Origin of the sequence: Curtobacterium pusillum, assembly GCF_007680845.1 — a bacterium.
Lineage (GTDB): Bacteria > Actinomycetota > Actinomycetes > Actinomycetales > Microbacteriaceae > Curtobacterium > Curtobacterium pusillum_B.
The window spans coordinates 146,116-163,530 of record NZ_VEIY01000004.1 but is presented as its reverse complement, the minus strand read 5'-3'; the positions used below and the strand labels follow the sequence as shown (position 1 = coordinate 163,530).

Genomic DNA, 17,415 nt, shown 5'->3' with positions numbered 1-17,415 from the left:
TCCACCCGTCATGAACACCGCACCCACCGACACCGCCGACATCGTCCGCGCCTTCTACGAGCCGTTCCGCACCGGCGACACCTCCGTCTACGACGAGCTGCTGGCCGAGGACTGGGTGGACCTCCCGCTCGCCCCCGGCCAGGCGCAGGGCCCCGCCGGCATGGCAGGGCAGATCGCGATCTTCCGCCGGGCGATGCCCGACTACGACGTCCAGCACCAGGACGTCATCGTCCAGGGCGACAAGGTCGCGGTCCGCAACACCGTGTCCGGGACCCACCGGGGCGCCTTCATGGGGCACGAGCCCACGGGGAAGCGGATCGAGATGCGCACCATGGACGTGCACCAGGTCCGCGACGGCAAGATCGTCGCCACCTGGCACCTCGAGGACTTCGCCGGCCTGATGGCGCAGCTGAACGCTCCGGCCGACGCCCCCACGCCGGCGCCCTGGGGCTAGGGGCGCTCGTCGACGAGGGCGATGAACCGACTCCCGATGCCCTCGACCTCGCGCCGGACGAGCCCCGCGGTGGGGTCCGGCGCCTGGTACGGCTCGTGGTAGTCGCACATCAGATGGTCCCAGTCGGGCCACCACTTCTTCGGCCGTGCGTCCTCGGCGTACCCGCACACCACGCACTCGAGGCGGACCCAGACCTTCTTCGCACCCGTGCGGTTCGCACGGGACTGCACCAGCCACGCGGGCGGGTCCTGCTCGATCCGGTCGAGCTCGGCTTCGCTGAGGCGCGCCGGGATCCCGTGGTGGGTCGCCATCTCGAGGGGGATGTCGAGCCGGATCGCTGCGTCACGTCGGGAGAGCACCAACCCAGGGTAGGGCCGCCCGCACCAGCCGGAGTACGGTTCCGGCAAGACGGCCGGACGAGGAGGTCCCACCATGTCGCCCACTCCGGAGATCCAGGAGCGCCCCGCAGCGGACTACGCCGCGATCGCGGCCGACGTCACGATGGAGACGATGGCCGATGTCCTCCCACCGTTGACCCCTCGGCTGGCCGAGTACCTGGCGAAGCGCGGACTGGAACCGTGCGGGCCGCCGTTCTGGCGCTACCGCGTCATCGACATGACCGGCGTCCTCCGCGTGGAGGTCGGGTTCCCGCTCGCGGCGGAGCTCGACGAGCAGGTCGACATGCCCGGTGACGTCGTGTCGGGTGTGCTCCCGGCGGGCACCTACGTCACGACGATGCACGTCGGGGCTCCCGACGAGCTCCTCGACGCGACGAGCGCCCTCTTGGCGTGGGGTGACGACGCCGGCCTGGAGTGGGACCGGACCACCGAGCCCGACGGGGACCACTGGACGTGCCGTCTCGAGGAGTACCTCTCCGATCCGGCGGACGAACCCGATCAGACGAAGTGGCGCACGCGGCTGGCGTTCAAGACCCGGTCCGGGGCGCGCTGATCACCACGAACTCGGACGGTAGTCCTTGAGGAACACCCCGAAGACGTCCTCGCCCGCCTCCCCGCGCACGATCGGGTCGTAGACGCGCGCGGCACCGTCGACGAGGTCGAGCGGCGCGTGGAAGCCCTCTTCCGCGAGCCGGATCTTCGTCGGGTGCGGCCGTTCGTCGGTGATCCACCCGGTGTCGACACTGGTCATCAGGATGCGGTCGGTCTCGAACATCTCCTGCGCGCTCGTCCGCGTGAGCATGTTCACCGCGGCCTTCGCCATGTTCGTGTGCGGGTGCCCGGGCCCCTTGTAGGCCCGGCCGAACACCCCCTCCATCGCGCTGACGTTGACCACGTAGGTCCGGCGTCCCCGGCTCGCCGCCATCGCGGGCCGGAGCTTCGAGATGAGGACGAACGGGGCCGTCGTGTTGGCCAGCTGCACCTCGAGCATCTCGAGCGGGTCGACCTCGTCGACGTGCTGCGTCCAGGAGTTGTGGTCGTGGAGGTCCGGGACGAGCCCGCCGGCGTCGATCGCGGTGCCGGCAGCGAGCCGCTCGAGCGAGCTCGACCCCGGCGCCATGGCCTGCTCGGTGAGCTCGTCGGCGCGGGCAGCGGCGGCGGCGAGGATCGGGTGCGCGGTCACCGAGCGTGCGAGCGCCTGCGGGTGCTGGTCGTTCGTGTGCCCGAAGGTGACCAGCTCGGGCAGCGGCCCGTCGGGGAGCGGCGCGAGCTCGGCGTCGACGAGCGGTTGGTACGCGCCGGGCGAGCGCCGGACCGTCTGCGTCGCGTTGTTGATGAGGATGTCGAGGGGGCCGGACGCCGCCACGTCCTCCGCGAGTCCGATGACCTGGGCGGGGTCACGGAGGTCGATGCCGACGACCTTGAGGCGCGACATCCACTCGGCGGAGTCGGGCAGGCTCGAGAACCGGCGCACTGCGTCGCGCGGGAAGCGGGTGGTGATGGTGGTGTGCGCGCCGTCGCGCAGCAGCCGGAGCGCGATGTACATGCCGATCTTCGCGCGTCCGCCGGTGAGCAGCGCGCGCTTGCCGGTGAGGTCGGCCCGTGCGTCGCGCTTCGCGTGGCTCAACGCTGCGCACGAGGGGCACAGCTGGTGGTAGAAGGCGTCGACGACCGTGTACTGCTGCTTGCACATGTAGCAGGGGCGTGCCTTCAGCAGCGTGCCGGCGGTGGGAGCCGCCGTCGAGGCGCTGATGGGCACCCCGCGGGTCTCGTCGTCGATCCGGTCGGCGGCCCCGGTGGCGGTGGCGGCGATCACGCGTCGGTCGGCGTCGGCGACGGCAGCACGCTTCTCGAGGCGGTGCGCCCGCTTCACGGCCTTGAACATCTTCGCCGTCGCCTGGCGGACGCGGACGAAGTCCGGGTGCGCCTCCTCGATCTCGGTCAGCTGCTCGAGGACCCGGAGGGTGACGGCCAGGTCCTCGGGAGGGATGCCGCTGGGGTCGGGGCGCTCGGAGATCACACGAGATCCTACGCCGTCACGGACGCGCGACCGGCACACGCGTCAACGCCCGACTACTGCGCAGGAACGACGCCGCGAGCGTCGCCTCCCCGTCCAGGTACCCGGCCACCATCGCGCCGTCGCGCAGCAACATCAGGTCCGCCGCCACGCCCGCGGGGTCCGCCAGGCGCAGCGGAGCGACGATCCGCTCGAACGTCTCCTTGCACCACGAGCGGTGCCGGTCGACGGTCCGCCGGACCGCGCTCTCCGGGTCCGGGTACTCGGCGGCGGCGTTGATGAACGGGCAGCCGCGGAAGCCCGGCGTGCACGCCATCGTCCCGAGGGTCGCCGCGATGAGCTCGAAGGTGCGGTCCACATCCCCCGCAGCGAGCTCCATCGCCGCGCCGATCCCGTGGCGCTCCTGCTCGGCACGCAGCTCGAGGTGCGCCACGACCAGGTCGTCCTTGCTCCGGAAGTGCCGGTAGAAGGTCACCTTCGTCGTGCCGGCGCGTTCGATCACGCGGTCGACACTGACCGCCCTGAGCCCCTCGGCGGTGAACAACTCGCTCCCGGCCTCGATCAGTCGATCGCGCATCGACACCTTCACCACACCGCTCACGACGTCTCCTCTCGATCGCACTTGCGTTTCCCAGCTCGACTCCCTACCGTGGGTAGAGTGACTAGTCATTCTACCAGTCGCTCGCTCTCTCAGAAAGGCCTCCCGATGTCCTCCACCACCGCTGCCCGTCCCGCGGGGATCGCGGCGACATTGCGCACCCTCTACTTCGTGCGCTTCGCGTTCCAGCTCGTCTGGGCGATCGTCCTGATCCTCACCGCCTCCGCCGGTCTCGGCCCCCTGAGCGTCACGCTGCTGCTGCTCTACCCGCTCTTCGACGTCGCCGCGGCGATCATCGACCACCGGGCCTCGCGCACGACCGGGCCTGCCCCGCTGCTGTACGTCAACATGGGCCTGAGCGTCCTGGCTGCGGTGGGGCTCGGCTTCGCGGTCGCGTCCGGCGTGCCGGCCGTCATGATCGTGTGGGGCCTCTGGGCGGTCACGGCCGGAGCGGTGCAGCTGATCGTCGCGATCCTGCGCCGGAAGCTCGGTGGTCAGTGGCCCATGATCCTCAGCGGTGGGATCTCCGTCCTCGCCGGAGCGAGCTTCATCCTCGGGTCCGCCAAGGCCGAGTCCGTCTCGGGCGTCGGCGGGTACGCGATCCTCGGCGCGGTCTTCTTCCTCGTCTCGGCCATCCGGCTGCAGCGCGCCGCGAAGGCGGACCGGGCGTGAGCGGCGCCGAGTACGACGTCATCGTCATCGGCGCCGGACCCGTCGGAGAGAACGTCGCCGACGGGGCGGTGCAGGGCGGACTCAGCGTCGCGATCGTCGAGTCGGAACTCGTCGGCGGCGAGTGCTCCTACTGGGCGTGCATGCCGACGAAGGCGCTCCTCCGCGACGTCGCCGCCTTCCGCGCCGTCCAGCACCTCCCGGCGGCCGCCGCTGCCGTCACCGGCACGCTCGACCCCGCGGAGGTGTTCGCGCGCCGCGACCGCTTCGCGTCGAACTGGGACGATGCCGGACAGGTCGCCTGGCTGGAGAGCGCCGGCATCACCCTCGTCCGCGGGCACGGCCGCATCGCCGGTACCCGCAGCGTGACCGTCACGACTCCCGAGGGCACCGAGCAGACCCTCACGGCACGACACGCCGTGGTCGTCGCCACGGGCACGAGCGCTGCGGTCCCGCCGATCCGCGGCCTCGCGGACGCCCGACCCTGGACGAGTCGGGAGGCCGTCGCCGCCGACCACGTCCCGGAGCGGCTCGCGATCATCGGCGGTGGCGTCGTCGGCACCGAGATGGCGACGGCGTTCAGCGCACTCGGGTCGTCCGTGACCTTCATCGCCCGCGACGGCGTGCTGCCGAAGGTGCAGCCCTACGCCTCGGAGCAGGTCGTCCGCTCACTCCAGGACGACGGCGTCCGCGTGCTGATCGGCGCGAACCCGGTCCAGGTCCGTCGCGACCTCGGCGGCACCGTGCACGTCACGCTCGAGGACGGCGAGACCATCGACGCGGAGGAAGTCCTGGTCGCCACCGGCCGGAAGCCGAACACGGCAGACCTCGGACTCGAGCGCATCGGACTCGCGCCCGGCGCCTGGCTGACGGTGGACGAGACGCTGCGCGTCCTCGACCACGACGGGGAGACGCTCGGCGACGGCTGGCTGTACGCGGCCGGCGACGTCAACCGCCGGGTCCTCCTGACGCACCAGGGCAAGTACCAGGCGCGAGCGGTCGGTGCCGTCATCGTCGCACGTGCGACCGGAGCGGCCGTCGACGATGCGCCGTGGGGTCGGCACGTCGCGACCGCCGACCACCACGCGGTCCCGCAGGTCGTCTTCAGCAGCCCCGAGGTCGTCTCCGTCGGGCACACCGTCGCGAGCGCGACGGCCGCCGGCGTGACCGTGCGGGTGGCCGAGTACGACCTCGGAGCGGTGGCCGGCGCCGCGCTCCACGCCGACGGCTACCAGGGCCGCGCCAGCATCCTCATCGACGACGACCGCAACACGATCGTCGGCTTCACCGCGGTCGGACCCGACACCGCGGAACTCGTCCACGCCGCCACGATCGCGATCGCCGGCGAAGTGCCGCTCGACCGCCTCTGGCACGCCGTGCCCGCCTACCCCACCATCAGCGAGATCTGGCTCCGTCTCCTCGAGACCGCCGGCCGCTGACCGCTGACCCACCCCTCCCCGGAAGGAACACACCATGCCCACCAAGATCACGCTCATCATCGACAACCCCGCCGACCCGACCGCGTTCGAATCGACGTACGCGCGGATCGACGACCTCGCCCGGCAGCTCCCGGCGCTTCGTCGGGCGGAATCGGCGAAGGTCTGGCCGAAGGAGGACGGGACCCCGACCCCCGCACACCGCACGCTCGACCTGTACTTCGACAGCTACGAGGACGCGTCCGCGGCCGTCACCACGGCCACCGCGCAGGAGTTCTTCGGCCTGCTCGTCGGCTCCGGCGTCACGTTCACGGGGCTGTTCTCCGACGTGGCACCCGCCTGACCCGCAGGGACGAGCGGGTCAGCTCGCCGCGCTCTGCGCGGCGAGCTCCCGCGTCAACGCCGCCACGAAGTCGTCGATGTCCTGCTCCGACGTGTCGAACGCGCACATCCACCGCACCTCGTGGCGGCTGGCGTCCCAGTCGTAGAACCGGAAGTGCTCGCGGAGCCGCTCGGCCACGCCGGCGGGCAGCGTCGCGAACACGCCGTTCGCCTGGGTCTCCTGGCTGAACCCGACGCCCTGGATGCTCCCGTCCGCGATGCCGGCCTCGAGTGCGCCGCGGAGTCGTGCGGCCATGGCGTTGGCGTGGCCGGCGGAGCGCAGGTAGAGGTCGTCGGTGAGCAGCGCGATGAGCTGCGCGGAGACGAACCGCATCTTCGAGGAGAGCTGCATGTTCATCTTGCGGAGGTAGTGCAGGCCGTCCGACGCCGAGGGGTCCAGCACCACGATCGCCTCGCCGTAGAGCATCCCGTTCTTCGTCCCGCCGAAGCTCAGCACGTCGACGCCGGCGTCGGTGGTGAACGCCCGGAGCGGCAGCCCGAGGGTCGCGGCGGCGTTGGAGATGCGGGCGCCGTCCATGTGCAGCGTCATGCCGAGCGGGTGGATGTGGTCCGCGATGGCCCGGATCTCGTCCACGGTGTAGGCGGTGCCGAGCTCGGTCGTCTGCGTGATCGACACGACCAGCGGCTGTGCGCGGTGCTCGTCGCCCCAGCCCCACGCTTCCTTGTCGATGAGCTCGGGGGTGAGCTTGCCGTCCGGTGTCTCGACCGGCAGCAGCTTGATCCCGCCGACGCGCTCGGGAGCGCCGGCTTCGTCGGTGTGGATGTGCGCGGTCGACGTGCACACGACCGCTCCCCACCGCGGCAGCATCGACTGCAGGCCGACGACGTTCGCCCCGGTCCCGTTGAAGACCGGGAAGGCCTGCGCCTGCTCCCCGAAGTGCTCGGTGACGACCTCCTGCAGACGAGCGGTGTACACGTCCTCGCCGTAGGCGATCTGGTGGCCGTCGTTGGCCGCGGCGATCGCGGCGAGGACCTCGGGGTGGATCCCGGCGTAGTTGTCGGAGGCGAAGCCCCGGAGGTCCAGGTCGTGGAGGCGAAGGGTCACTGATCCATCCTAGGTTCGAGCGGGATGCGGGTGCCGTTGACGTCGGCCGGCGAGCGGTCCCAGAGCCGCACGACCTCGTCGCCGAGACGGGCCTCGAGGCCCGCCAGGGCACCGACCACGAACACGACGGCGGCGGCCGAGTCCGGTGCGTCCTTCCGGAACCCCTGGGCGACGGCGCGCACCCAGGCGTCGGCCGCGGCCTTCGCGGCCGCGTAGTTGGCAGCCCCGGCGGTCGGGTGCTCGACGGCCGTGGAGGACACGATCGCGAGCCGCCCGGCCGGGGACGCGACGAGGTCGTCGGCGAAGGTCCGGGTGGTGTTCCGCAGGGTCCGGAACGCGCGGTCGAAGAAGTCCCAGTCCTCGTCGGACTGGCCGGCGATCCCGCCGCCGCCGCGCCAGCCGCCGACCAGGTGGACCAGCCCGTCGACCGGGCCGTGGTCGCGGTGGACGTCGTTGGCCAACGCGTCGACTGCACCACGGTCGGAGAGGTCGCACGTGTGGGTCGCGACGCCCGGGACGGCGGCGACCAGCGCCTCCAGTCCGTCCGTCCTGGCACCCACCGCGACGACCGTCGCGCCGGCCGCCACCAGTGACCGGCTGACGGCTTCGCCGCTGGCACTGGTCGCTCCCGCGACCAGCACGAGCCGTCCGGCGAGCGGGCGACCGTCGGTCACGCGGCGACGTCCGACGTGCCGGTGATGCCCGCCGTCGATGCGATCACCGTCGCCATCTTCTTGTTGAGCGCCTCGTAGAACATCGAGAGCGGGAACTCGTCGTCCAGCACCGCGTCGGTGTAGCCCTTCGGGGCGCCCGCGAGCGTCTCCTCGGACAGGCCGCGCGCCCATCGCGACGCCGGGTGCGGGGTCAGCGTCCGGGTCAGCATCTCGTACGCGGCCAGCCAGTGCGCCGCCTTCGGCCGGTCGATCGACCGCCAGTACAGCTCGTTGATCTGGTCGCTCAGGGCGATGACGACGTCCGGGACGGCCTCCCAGTCGATCGTGAGCCGCGTGTCGGTCCAGTGCAGGACGCCCTGCTGGTGCAGCCACCCGAACAGCAGCTGTCCGCCGAGCCCGTCGTAGTTCCGCACCCGGCTGCCGGTGATCGCGAACCGGAAGATCCGGTCGAAGATGACCGCGTACTGCACCAGGCGGGCGTGGTCACGGATCGCGCGCTGGGCCGCCGACAGCTCGGCGTCGTCGACCGCGGAGAGGGTGCGTTCCAAGCGCACCGATTCCCGGAACGCGGTGAGGTCGCAGCGCAGTTCCTCCAACGAGTAGAGGAAGAACGGCATCCGCTGCTTGATCATGAACGGGTCGAACGGCAGGTCGCCGCGCATGTGCGACCGGTCGTGGATGATGTCCCACATCACGAAGACCCGCTCGGTGAGCTCCTGGTCGTCGAGCATCGCTGCAGCGTCGTCGGGGAGTTCCAGCTTGGTGGTCTCCGCTGCCGCGCGGACCACCCGGCGGTACCGGGCGGCTTCACGGTCCTGGAAGATCGCGCCCCACGTGAACGTCGGGATCGCGCGCATCGCCACCGTCTCCGGGAACAACACCGCGGAGTTGGTGTCGTAGCCCGGGGTGAAGTCGACGAAACGCAGTGCGACGAACAGCGGGTTGCCGTACTCGCCGGCTTCGAGTTCCGCGATGAACTCCGGCCAGATCACCTCGACCAGGACCGCCTCGAGGAAGCGCGAGGAACTGCCGTTCTGCGTGTACATCGGGAAGAGGACCAGGTGCCCGAGCCCGTCGACGCGGTGCTGCTGCGGCTGGAACTCGTTCAGCGAATCGAGGAAGTCCGGGACGCCGAACCCCTCGGTCTCCCAGCGCTGGAGATCACGCTGCACCGCAGCGAGGTACGACGCATCGTGCGGGAACGACGGTGCCAGTTCGTCGACCGACTGGAGGATCGTGGCCGCGTACCCGGCAGCGGCCGCGCGGTCCGACTGGTCCGGCACAGAGCCGTCGTCCGTCTGCAGCGCACGGAACGCCACGACCGCGGCCTGCAGCCGCGACCACGCGGGGAGGGCGGCGACGTCACGGACGGAACGGCGGTCCTCGACGACCTCGGGCTCACCGACGATTGCGTCCTGCTCGTGGTCCTGGACGAACTGCGACATGTCGAACCTCCCGTCATCGGGTTGCCGCGGGATGCGGAGGAAATGCGCGGCGGCAGTTCCTGACGAAATCCTAATGAATGCGCGCAGACGCATTCTTGCGCATTCCTGGCGGAAACGTGCGTGTTCTCGGCGCCGGCGCTCGAGGGCGGCTCCCCCACGCAGGACTTCGTCGTCCTCGTTCTTCCTCGCGGTCAGCGGTTCGGGGTCGGCGCGATCCGGTTCACGACGCCGCCGACACGTCCTGGACGCTGAACTGCTCGACGAGCTCACGCTTGAGCACCTTGCCGCTCGGTCCGAGCGGCAGGGCGTCGAGCACGTGCACGGCACGCGGGTACTTGTACGCCGCGATCTCGGCCGCGACGAAGTCGATGAGCTCCTGCGCGGTGACGGTCGTGTCCGGACGGAGCACGACGGCCGCCTCGATCTCCTGACCGTGCAGCTCGTGCGGGACTCCGAAGACCGCGGCCATTGCCACGTCGGGGTGGGCTGCCAGGACCTCCTCGACCTGCCGCGGGTACACGTTGTACCCGTTGCGGATGATCATGTCCTTCGTCCGGTCGACGATGGTGAGGTAGCCCTCGTCGTCCTTCGTGCCGAGGTCGCCCGTCCGGAACCACCCGTCGACGATCGCGCGCCGGGTGTCCTCCGGCCGGTCGAGGTACCCGTTCATCAGGTTGTGCCCGCGGATCACGAGCTCGCCGACCTCGCCGTGCGGCAGCAGCTCGATCGCGTCCGGGACCGCGGGATCGGCGATCTCGACGTCGACGCCCCAGACCGGCGTTCCGATGGTTCCAGGGTGCGGCGCACGCCCGACGTGGTTGAAGGTCGCGACCGGAGAGGTCTCGGTGAGCCCGTAGCCCTCGTGGATCGGGGCGCCGAAGACGTCCTGGAACCGTTCGAGGACGGCGAGCGGCAGCGATGCGCCGCCGGAGATGGCGTACCGCAGGCTCGGCCTGGCTTCGGTGCGCGTCGCGGCGTCGAGCAGCGCCATGTACATCGTCGGGACGCCCATGAAGATGCCGCACTCGTGCTCCACCATCGCGGCGAGCGCCGAGTCGCCGTCGAACTTCGGCAGCATGACGATCGTCGCGCCGGCACGGAACCCGGTGTTCATCGTGCACGTCTGGCCGAAGGTGTGGAACAGCGGCAGGGCACCGAGCAGGACGTCGCCGCGGCGCATGTCGAACGTCGACATGAGGTTCGTGTTCACCTGCTCGAGCAGGGCGAAGTGCGAGCCCTCGGCGCCCTTCGGCTGGCCCGTGGTGCCGCTCGTGTAGAGGATGGTCGCGGTGTCGAACGGGTCGCGGGGCACGTAGGTGTCGAGGGGCTCCGCGCGCTCGGCCAGCGCCTCGAGCCGGTCCGGGCCCGCGGCGGGCTGGTCCTCGGAGCCGGCGGGGGCCAGCACCGTGACGACGTCGACGTCCGCCAGGGCCGCACCCGCAGCGCCCTCCGCCAGCAACGGTGCCGCGCAGACGAGCAGCGTCGCCCCGCTGTCCCGCAGGACGTACTCGATCTCGCGTCGCTTGAGGAGTGCGTGCACGGGGACCGCGACCGCGCCGAGCGCCAGCGTGGCGTAGTAGACGCGGGGGAAGTCCGCGACGTTCGGCAGGAGCATCGCGACCCGCGACCCCTCGGACACGCCCCGCTCGCGGAGGGCACCGGCGTACGCGAGGGTCTGCGACCAGAGCTCGGCGTAGGTGGTGCGGTGGTCGCCGACGATGAGGGCGACGTCGTCCGGGTACCGGGCTGCCGACTCGGCGAGGATCGCGGCGACCGAGGCGGTGGCGTGGGTCCTCGGAGTGGTGGTGCTGGCGTGGTCGGTGGCGTGCATCCCGGTCTCCGTCTTCCTCGACGACTCCTTCGTCGACGACTTCGTGGCCCGATCCTACGGCGCGGCCACCGCCGGACCGGGAGCGCCGTCCCAGCTTCCCTGCACCCCGCTCCGCGGACAACCTGGCAGGGCGCATGGCCACCGGCGGCCTACGGTCCGACGAACGCCGCGGCCGGCGACACCGACGTCCGGCCGAGCGACGCTGGACGAGAGCGACGACGACGATGACGACCAGCACCACCAGCCCGGGCACCCGCGGGTTCCTCCGCCGCATGACCTTCGCGTGCGCCTGGGGTGAGGGCCTCGACGGGTTCGACCTCGGCGTCATCAGCGTCACCCTGCCCGCGATCACCGTCGCACTGGGTCTCGACCCGGTGCTCGCCGGACTCATCGGCGCGAGCTCCCTCATCGGCATCTTCATCGGGGCACCGCTCGCCGGCTGGCTGACCGACCGGTTCGGCCGGAAGCGCGTCTTCACCGTCGACGTCCTCGCGTTCATCGTGCTCGGGCTGCTGCAGGCGTTCGTCACGGACGGCTGGCAGCTGTTCGTCGTGCGGGTGCTGCTCGGCATCGCGATCGGCGCCGAGTACTCGATCGGCGCCGCGATGCTCGCCGAGTTCGCGCCGTCGAAGGACCGGGGGCGCCGGCTCTCCGGCTTGCTCGTGTCCTGGTACGGCGGGTACCTCATCGCGGTCGTCGCCGCGTACGTGCTGCTCGCGGCGGGGGCGAACTGGCGGTGGATGCTCGTCACGAGCGCGCTCCCGGCGGTGGTGACCGCGATCGCCCGGATCGGGTTCCCGGAGTCGCCCCGCTGGCTGCTCGGGAAGGGTCGCGAGGACGAAGCCCGCTCCGTCGTCCGCGCGCACCTCGGCGGCGACGAGTACTTCCGGCGCGAGCAGTACAGCGCCGAGCAGCAGCGGCCCGGCGGCTACCGCGTGCTCTTCGCGCCCGGGAACCGCGGCCGCCTGGCCTTCATCTCGCTGTTCTGGGCGTGCAACGTGGCGCCGTACTTCGCGATCTTCACGTTCGCCCCGACGGTGCTGAAGTCGCTGCAGCTGTCGAACGAGGCCGCGGGCACGATCACGGTGAACGCGATGGCGGCGATCGGCGCGATCGTGGGCATGCTGACGATCGAGCGGCTCGGACGGCGGCGCCAGCTCATCCCGCCGTTCTGGATCATGGCGGTGGCGCTCGGCGTCGTCGGTGTCTGGGGTTCGGCACCCGGTGTCGTCGTGGTGCTCTGCTTCGCGGTGTTCTCGTTCATGAACGCGCTGCAGGGGAACCTGACCGCCGTCTACCCGATCGAGATCCTGCCCACCGAGGTCCGCTCCACGGGCGTCGGGTTCGCCGCCGCGTGCAGCCGTGTGGGTGCGGCGGCGGGGACGTTCCTGCTGCCGGTCGGGATCTCGTCGATCGGCATCGGCGCCTGCATGCTCGTCGCCGCCGCGATCTGCGTCGTCGGTGCCGTGCTCTCGCAGGTCATGGCCCCGGAGACGACCGGCCGCGGCCTGCACGACACGAGCACGCAGCCGCTCAGGCAGCAGCCGGAGCGGGTGCGCGTCGGCGGCTGAGCACCCCCGAGGCGAGGGCGATGCCGACGAGCACGACGAGTCCGCCGACGGGTTCGTTCCACCGGACGTGCTCCCCGAGGACGAGCACGCCGAGGACCACCCCGACGACCGGCGTCAGGTAGGTCACCGTCGAGGCGCGGCCAGCGCCCCACGCCTGCACCAGGCGCGTGTTCCAGGCGTAGGCCAGTCCAGTGCCCACGCAACCGAGTGCGAGCATCGCGGCCACGATCCTCCAGTCCAGACGCACCGGGCCGGTGGCGATGACGGGCGCGACCAGCAGGAGGAGCCCGGAGGCGAGCGTGAGCTGCACCGTCGCGAGGGTCACCGGGTCGTACGCGCTGCCGACCGCCACCCGCCGCAGGTACGCCAGCCCGACGCCGTAGCAGGCCGTCATCCCGAGGAGCGCGACCTGGCCCGGGACGCTCGCCAGGACGGCCGGGTCGCCGAGGACGTCCCACGGGCCGACCAGCACGAGGACCCCGACGATGCCGAGCACGATCCCGACGACCTGTCGGCCGCGGAGCTTCTCGGACGGCACGAGCACCGCGAGCGCCGCCATCGTCATGATCGGGGTCGTCGCGTTGTAGATGCTCGCGAGGCCCGACGGGACGGTCTGCTCGGCCCACGCCATGAGCGACGACGGCACGGCGTTGAGGAACACGGACACGACGAGCAGGTGCCCCCAGACCCGCCGGTCGCGGGGCCAGCGGCGGCGGGTCGCGAGCAGCACCACGACCAGGGTGGCCGCGCCGAGGACCGTCCGCACCGTCGCGACCTGCTGCGGCTCGAGCCCGTCGAGCCCGATCTTGGCGAACAGGAAGCTCGAGCCCCAGGTGAGTGCGACGAGGAGGTAGAGGACCGCGTTCATGTCGCCTAGTGTCGACACCCACGGCGCATGCGGCAAACGCATGTGCTTCATGTCCGGATGAGGATGACGCATGACCGTCTCGGTACCCCAACTGCGCGCGTTCGTCGCGACCCTCGACGCCGGCTCCTTCACGGGCGCGGCGTCCGCACTCGGCGTCGGCCAGTCCGCGGTGTCGCACGCCGTCGCCGGGCTCGAGCGCGAGGTCGGCGGCCCGGTCGTCCGGCGCGGCGCCGCCGCCGTCGCCACACCCCTCGGCGACCGGCTGCTCGCCCACGCCCGCAGCGTGCTCGCCTCCGTCGACGCCCTGGAGGCGGTGGTCCGGCCCGCTACGGCGCGCGGCACCGTGCGACTCGCCGCCGTCCCGACCGTCTGCCAGGGCCTGCTGCCGCGGCTCCGCGAGCTCTGGGCGGTGACGCTGCCCGACGTGGACGTGCAGGTCTACGAGGGCGACGACGACGAGATGCCCGAGTGGCTCGAAGCGGGCACGGTCGACGCCGCCGTCCTGGTCGACCCGTCCCCGGTGCCCGTGGGCGGGGTCGTCGTCGCGCAGGACGAGATGGCCGCCGTCGTCCGCCGGGACCACCCACTCGCCGACCTGCCGGCGTTGACGCTCGACGACCTGCACGAGGACGGCCTGGTCGCCGGTGGCGGCGGCTGCGAGTACCAGATCCAGCGGCTGCACGAGCTCGAGGGGCAGCCGTTCCGCTACGCCCACCGGGTGCGGGAGATGAGCACGATGTTCGGGATGATCGAGCGAGGCGAGGGCGTGTCCATCGTGCCGACGCTCGGGCGGGGGATGCTGCCGCCGGACCTCGTCATGGTGCCGATGGCGCGGCGGCTCGAGCGGACCCTGGTGCTCAGCGGCCCGACGTCCCGCGAGTGGCACCCGCTCGCGCGGGCGCTGGTCGACGCCGTCTGACGCGACGCGCCGGCCCTGACCGCTGCGTGGGGCGACCGCGCAGGATGGGGTGATGGCCGAGACCCACGTGAAGACGTTCTCCGACCCGCACGAGGCCGCCGCCGAAGCCGCCGGTCTCGCCTGGCTCGCCGAGGCCGAGGCGTCTGGCGGCACCAGGATCGCCCGGGTCCTCGGACGTCCCAGTCCGACGGTGCTCGACCTCGAGCTGATCGACGACGGCTCCCCGACGACCGCGCAGGCGGAGCGCTTCGGCCGGTCGCTCGCGCACACCCACGCCGCCGGGGCCGAGGGCTGGGGCACGCCGGCACCGGGCTTCCCCGCCGGCCCGCTGCGGATGGGGCGATCCGGCACGCCGTTCGTCAGCGCCGCGGACGCCCCGGGCACGTGGGGCGAGTTCTTCGCGGAGTACCGCATCCGCGACTTCGTCCGGCGCATCGTCGACCGCGGCGGGCTGGACGCCGGCGAGGCCGCGCTGTTCGACCGGGTCGCCGACCGCGTCCAGGACGGATCGCTCGGGTCCCCGCAGCCGGCGCTCGTCGGGGACCGGCCGGCTCGACTGCACGGTGACCTGTGGGCGGGCAACGTGCTGTGGCCCGGCGACCACTCCGAGCCGACCGGGGCGGTCCTCATCGACGCGAACCCGCACGGCGGGCACGCCGAGACGGACCTGGCCCTGCTGGCGCTCTTCGGGTTGCCGCGGCTCGAGACCGTGCTCGGGGCCTACGACGCGGAGTCCCGGCTGGCGGACGGGTGGCAGGAGCGCGTCGAGCTGCACCAGCTCGCCCCGCTGCTGCTGCACGTGTTCCTGTTCGGCGGCTCGTACCGGGGCGCAGCACTCCGCGCCGCCGAGCGCTACGCCTAGCCCGCCCGCCCGCCCGCCCGCCCGACCGCCGGGGTCTTAGGAAGCGCCAAGCCGGGACATCGGGTCGTTCGGGGAACGCCCGGAATCCTCACTGGCATGACGACGTACCCGATACCCGTGACCGATGGACGCGACCGCGCGCACAGTGCCGCGCGGGCTCGGCGCCGCACCCCGATCGCCCGCCTCTTCCTCGGCGAGCGCGACGACGCCCGCTGGCTCCGACCAGCCCTCTGGGCCCTCCTCGCCGTGACGGCCGTGGTGTACCTGTGGGACCTCAGCGCCTCCGGGTACGCCAACAGCTTCTACGCCGCGGCCGTGCAGGCCGGCACGAAGTCGTGGGAGGCGTTCTTCTTCGGCTCGCTCGACTCGTCGAACTTCATCACGGTCGACAAGCCACCGGCGTCCCTGTGGGTGATGGTGCTCTCGGCGCGTCTCTTCGGCTTCTCGAGCTTCAGCCTCCTGCTCCCCCAGGCCCTGATGGCGGTCGGATCGGTCGCGCTGGTGTGGGGCACCGTGCGGCGGACGCTCGCCCGGCTCGGCACCACCACGGCGAACGTCGGCGCCCTGCTGGCCGGGTTCGTGGTCGCCGCGACGCCGGCCGCCGCGCTCATGTTCCGCTTCGACAACCCGGACGCGCTCCTCGTCCTGCTCATGACGGCCGGCGCCTACTGCACTGTGCGCGCGCTCCCGAAGGGCAGCTGGAAGTGGATCGCCCTCGCCGGGGTCGCCCTCGGCTTCGCGTTCCTCACGAAGATGCTGCAGGGGCTGCTCGTCCTGCCGGCCTTCGGGCTCGTGTACCTGTTGGCCGCCCGCACCGGCTGGGGCCGCCGGGTGGTCGGACTCCTCATCGCCGCGGGTTCCCTCGTGGTGTCCGCCGGCTGGTGGGTCGTCGCCGTGTGGCTCTGGCCCGCGGAGTCGCGACCGTACATCGGCGGCTCGACGAACAACACCGTCCTGGACCTCGTGTTCGGCTACAACGGCCTCGGCCGGATCTTCGGCGGCACGGGGAACGGCGGCGGCGGCGGCACCGGTGGCACCGCCGGGTCCTCCTTCGGCGGCTCGACCGGGCTGGACCGGCTGTTCTCGTCCGAGATGGGGCTCGAGATCTCGTGGCTGCTCCCCGCCGCGCTCCTCGCGCTGGTGGCCGGTCTCGTCGTCGTCGGACGCCGGCACGTCGCCGACCCGGCCCGCGCCGGTCTCGTCCTCTGGGGCGGATGGCTGCTCGTCACCGGCCTCGTGTTCTCGTACATGTCCGGCACGATCCACCCGTACTACACGGTGGCGCTGACCCCGGCGATCGCCGGACTCGTCGGCACCGGCGGCGCACTGCTCTGGCACGCCCGTGAACGCTTCCTGGGCCGCATCGGCCTCGCCGCACTGATCGGCGTCACGGCCTTCTGGGGCTGGTGCCTCCTCAACGAGAACCCGACGTGGATCCCGTGGCTCCGCTGGGTGATGCTCTTCGGCGGGCTCCTGTCCGCAGCGGCGATCGTGATCGGCAGCGTCCCGACGCTCCGCAAGCTGGTCACCGTCGGTGTCCTCGCCGGCACGCTCTTCGGGCTCACCGGCACCACCGCGTACGCCCTCGCCACCACGACCGTCTCGCACACCGGGTCGATCCCGAGCGTCGGTCCGGCGGGCAGCAGCTCCGGCGGGATGGGCGGCGGTACGGGTGGCGGGATGCCGGGAGGCGCGGGGGGCCCCGGCGGGTCGACCTCCGGTTCCGAGACCGACGGCACCGACAGCACCGACGGCACCCAGCAGGGTCCCGGCGGGACGCCGCCCGAGGGCATGACCGGGGAGATGCCCGACGGCACGACCGGCGGCACGACCGAGGGCACGTCCGAGGGCGCCCCGAGCGGCACCGGCGGCATGGGCGGCGGGAGCAGCACGACCTCGTCCGCGCTGCAGAAGCTCCTCGAGGCCTCGGACGCCAAGTGGGCCGCCGCCGTCAACGGCTCGCAGTCCGCCGCGCAGCTCGAACTCGACACCGACACCGCCGTGATGGCGATCGGCGGCTGGTCGAGCGACCCGGCCCCGACGCTCGCGGAGTTCAAGGCCGACGTGGCCGCCGGCGACATCGGGTACTACATCTCCTCGGGGTCCGGCGGCGGCATGGGCGGCGGCTCGTCCACCGCCTCGGCCATCCAGGAGTGGGTCACGGCGAACTACAGCAGCACCACGGTCGGCGGTCAGACGGTCTACGACCTGAGCGACCCGAAGTGA

General features: G+C 72.0%; 17 protein-coding genes. 9 read left to right on the top strand and 8 right to left on the bottom strand.

Features of this window, described 5'->3' with window-relative positions; translation table 11 throughout:
* Positions 1 to 10 precede the first annotated feature (10 nt).
* Positions 11 to 454 carry an ester cyclase gene (locus tag FS825_RS10915; protein WP_144712852.1) on the top strand — a complete coding sequence of 148 codons (444 nt, stop codon included), beginning with the start codon at positions 11 to 13 and terminating at the stop codon, positions 452 to 454.
* Here FS825_RS10915 and FS825_RS10910 read toward each other — a convergent pair.
* The gene (locus FS825_RS10910) at positions 451 to 813 is read right to left on the bottom strand and encodes a hypothetical protein (RefSeq protein ID WP_144712850.1); all 363 of its coding nucleotides are present in this window, start codon (positions 811 to 813) and stop codon (positions 451 to 453) included. The genes FS825_RS10915 and FS825_RS10910 overlap by 4 nt on opposite strands.
* Positions 814 to 886: 73 nt before the next feature.
* Between FS825_RS10910 and FS825_RS10905 the strand changes: the two genes are divergently transcribed.
* Positions 887 to 1,405: a GyrI-like domain-containing protein gene (locus FS825_RS10905; protein WP_144712848.1), complete on the top strand. Its 519-nt coding sequence runs from the start codon at positions 887 to 889 to the stop codon at positions 1,403 to 1,405.
* On the opposite strand, the gene FS825_RS10900 is transcribed toward FS825_RS10905, so the two are convergent.
* Together FS825_RS10900 and FS825_RS10895 are read right to left on the bottom strand one after the other, a co-directional pair.
* Positions 1,406 to 2,872, bottom strand: coding sequence for an SDR family NAD(P)-dependent oxidoreductase (locus FS825_RS10900; RefSeq protein WP_144712846.1), 1,467 nt, complete (start codon positions 2,870 to 2,872; stop codon positions 1,406 to 1,408).
* A 16-nt stretch (positions 2,873 to 2,888) separates the two neighbouring features.
* Positions 2,889 to 3,470, bottom strand: coding sequence for a TetR/AcrR family transcriptional regulator (locus FS825_RS10895; protein ID WP_144712844.1), 582 nt, complete (start codon positions 3,468 to 3,470; stop codon positions 2,889 to 2,891).
* A gap of 105 nt (positions 3,471 to 3,575) precedes the next feature.
* Between FS825_RS10895 and FS825_RS10890 the strand changes: the two genes are divergently transcribed.
* From FS825_RS10890 to FS825_RS10880, 3 genes are read left to right on the top strand one after another with little or no spacing between them, the layout of a single operon-like run.
* The gene (locus FS825_RS10890; protein ID WP_144712842.1) at positions 3,576 to 4,139 is read left to right on the top strand and encodes a hypothetical protein; all 564 of its coding nucleotides are present in this window, start codon (positions 3,576 to 3,578) and stop codon (positions 4,137 to 4,139) included.
* Positions 4,136 to 5,575, top strand: a complete 1,440-nt coding sequence (locus FS825_RS10885) for a dihydrolipoyl dehydrogenase family protein (protein ID WP_144712840.1) — start codon at positions 4,136 to 4,138, stop codon at positions 5,573 to 5,575. The genes FS825_RS10890 and FS825_RS10885 overlap by 4 nt, the downstream gene beginning before the upstream one ends.
* A gap of 34 nt (positions 5,576 to 5,609) precedes the next feature.
* The gene (locus FS825_RS10880; RefSeq protein ID WP_144712838.1) at positions 5,610 to 5,915 is read left to right on the top strand and encodes an EthD domain-containing protein; all 306 of its coding nucleotides are present in this window, start codon (positions 5,610 to 5,612) and stop codon (positions 5,913 to 5,915) included.
* A gap of 18 nt (positions 5,916 to 5,933) precedes the next feature.
* Here FS825_RS10880 and FS825_RS10875 read toward each other — a convergent pair whose 3' ends face one another.
* From FS825_RS10875 to FS825_RS10860, 4 genes are all read right to left on the bottom strand, one after another.
* Positions 5,934 to 7,019 carry a threonine aldolase family protein gene (locus FS825_RS10875; RefSeq protein ID WP_144712836.1) on the bottom strand — a complete coding sequence of 362 codons (1,086 nt, stop codon included), beginning with the start codon at positions 7,017 to 7,019 and terminating at the stop codon, positions 5,934 to 5,936.
* Positions 7,016 to 7,693, bottom strand: a complete 678-nt coding sequence (locus FS825_RS10870) for an SDR family NAD(P)-dependent oxidoreductase (protein WP_260981130.1) — start codon at positions 7,691 to 7,693, stop codon at positions 7,016 to 7,018. The genes FS825_RS10875 and FS825_RS10870 overlap by 4 nt, the downstream gene beginning before the upstream one ends.
* A complete protein-coding gene (locus FS825_RS10865; protein WP_144712834.1) occupies positions 7,690 to 9,138 on the bottom strand; it encodes a DUF6421 family protein in 1,449 nt (482 codons plus the stop codon). The genes FS825_RS10870 and FS825_RS10865 overlap by 4 nt, the downstream gene beginning before the upstream one ends.
* A 220-nt stretch (positions 9,139 to 9,358) precedes the next feature.
* Positions 9,359 to 10,969 (bottom strand): long-chain-fatty-acid--CoA ligase, encoded by a 1,611-nt coding sequence (locus tag FS825_RS10860; protein ID WP_144712831.1) that lies wholly within the window; start codon positions 10,967 to 10,969, stop codon positions 9,359 to 9,361.
* 224 nt (positions 10,970 to 11,193) lie between these two features.
* Between FS825_RS10860 and FS825_RS10855 the strand changes: the two genes are divergently transcribed.
* Positions 11,194 to 12,540 carry an MFS transporter gene (locus tag FS825_RS10855; protein ID WP_222126919.1) on the top strand — a complete coding sequence of 449 codons (1,347 nt, stop codon included), beginning with the start codon at positions 11,194 to 11,196 and terminating at the stop codon, positions 12,538 to 12,540.
* Here the strand turns inward: FS825_RS10855 and FS825_RS10850 are convergent.
* The gene (locus FS825_RS10850; RefSeq protein WP_144712826.1) at positions 12,503 to 13,408 is read right to left on the bottom strand and encodes a DMT family transporter; all 906 of its coding nucleotides are present in this window, start codon (positions 13,406 to 13,408) and stop codon (positions 12,503 to 12,505) included. The genes FS825_RS10855 and FS825_RS10850 overlap by 38 nt on opposite strands.
* 70 nt (positions 13,409 to 13,478) lie before the next feature.
* Between FS825_RS10850 and FS825_RS10845 the strand changes: the two genes are divergently transcribed.
* The 3 genes from FS825_RS10845 (at position 13,479) to FS825_RS10835 (ending at position 17,415) form a co-directional block, all read left to right on the top strand.
* Entirely contained in the window at positions 13,479 to 14,327 is an 849-nt protein-coding gene (locus FS825_RS10845; RefSeq protein ID WP_144712825.1) for a LysR family transcriptional regulator, read from the top strand.
* A 52-nt stretch (positions 14,328 to 14,379) separates the two neighbouring features.
* On the top strand, positions 14,380 to 15,189 hold the full coding sequence (locus tag FS825_RS10840) for a fructosamine kinase family protein (protein WP_144712824.1): 810 nt from the start codon (positions 14,380 to 14,382) through the stop codon (positions 15,187 to 15,189).
* Positions 15,190 to 15,285: 96 nt separating this feature from the next.
* On the top strand, positions 15,286 to 17,415 hold the full coding sequence (locus tag FS825_RS10835) for an ArnT family glycosyltransferase (RefSeq protein ID WP_144712823.1): 2,130 nt from the start codon (positions 15,286 to 15,288) through the stop codon (positions 17,413 to 17,415).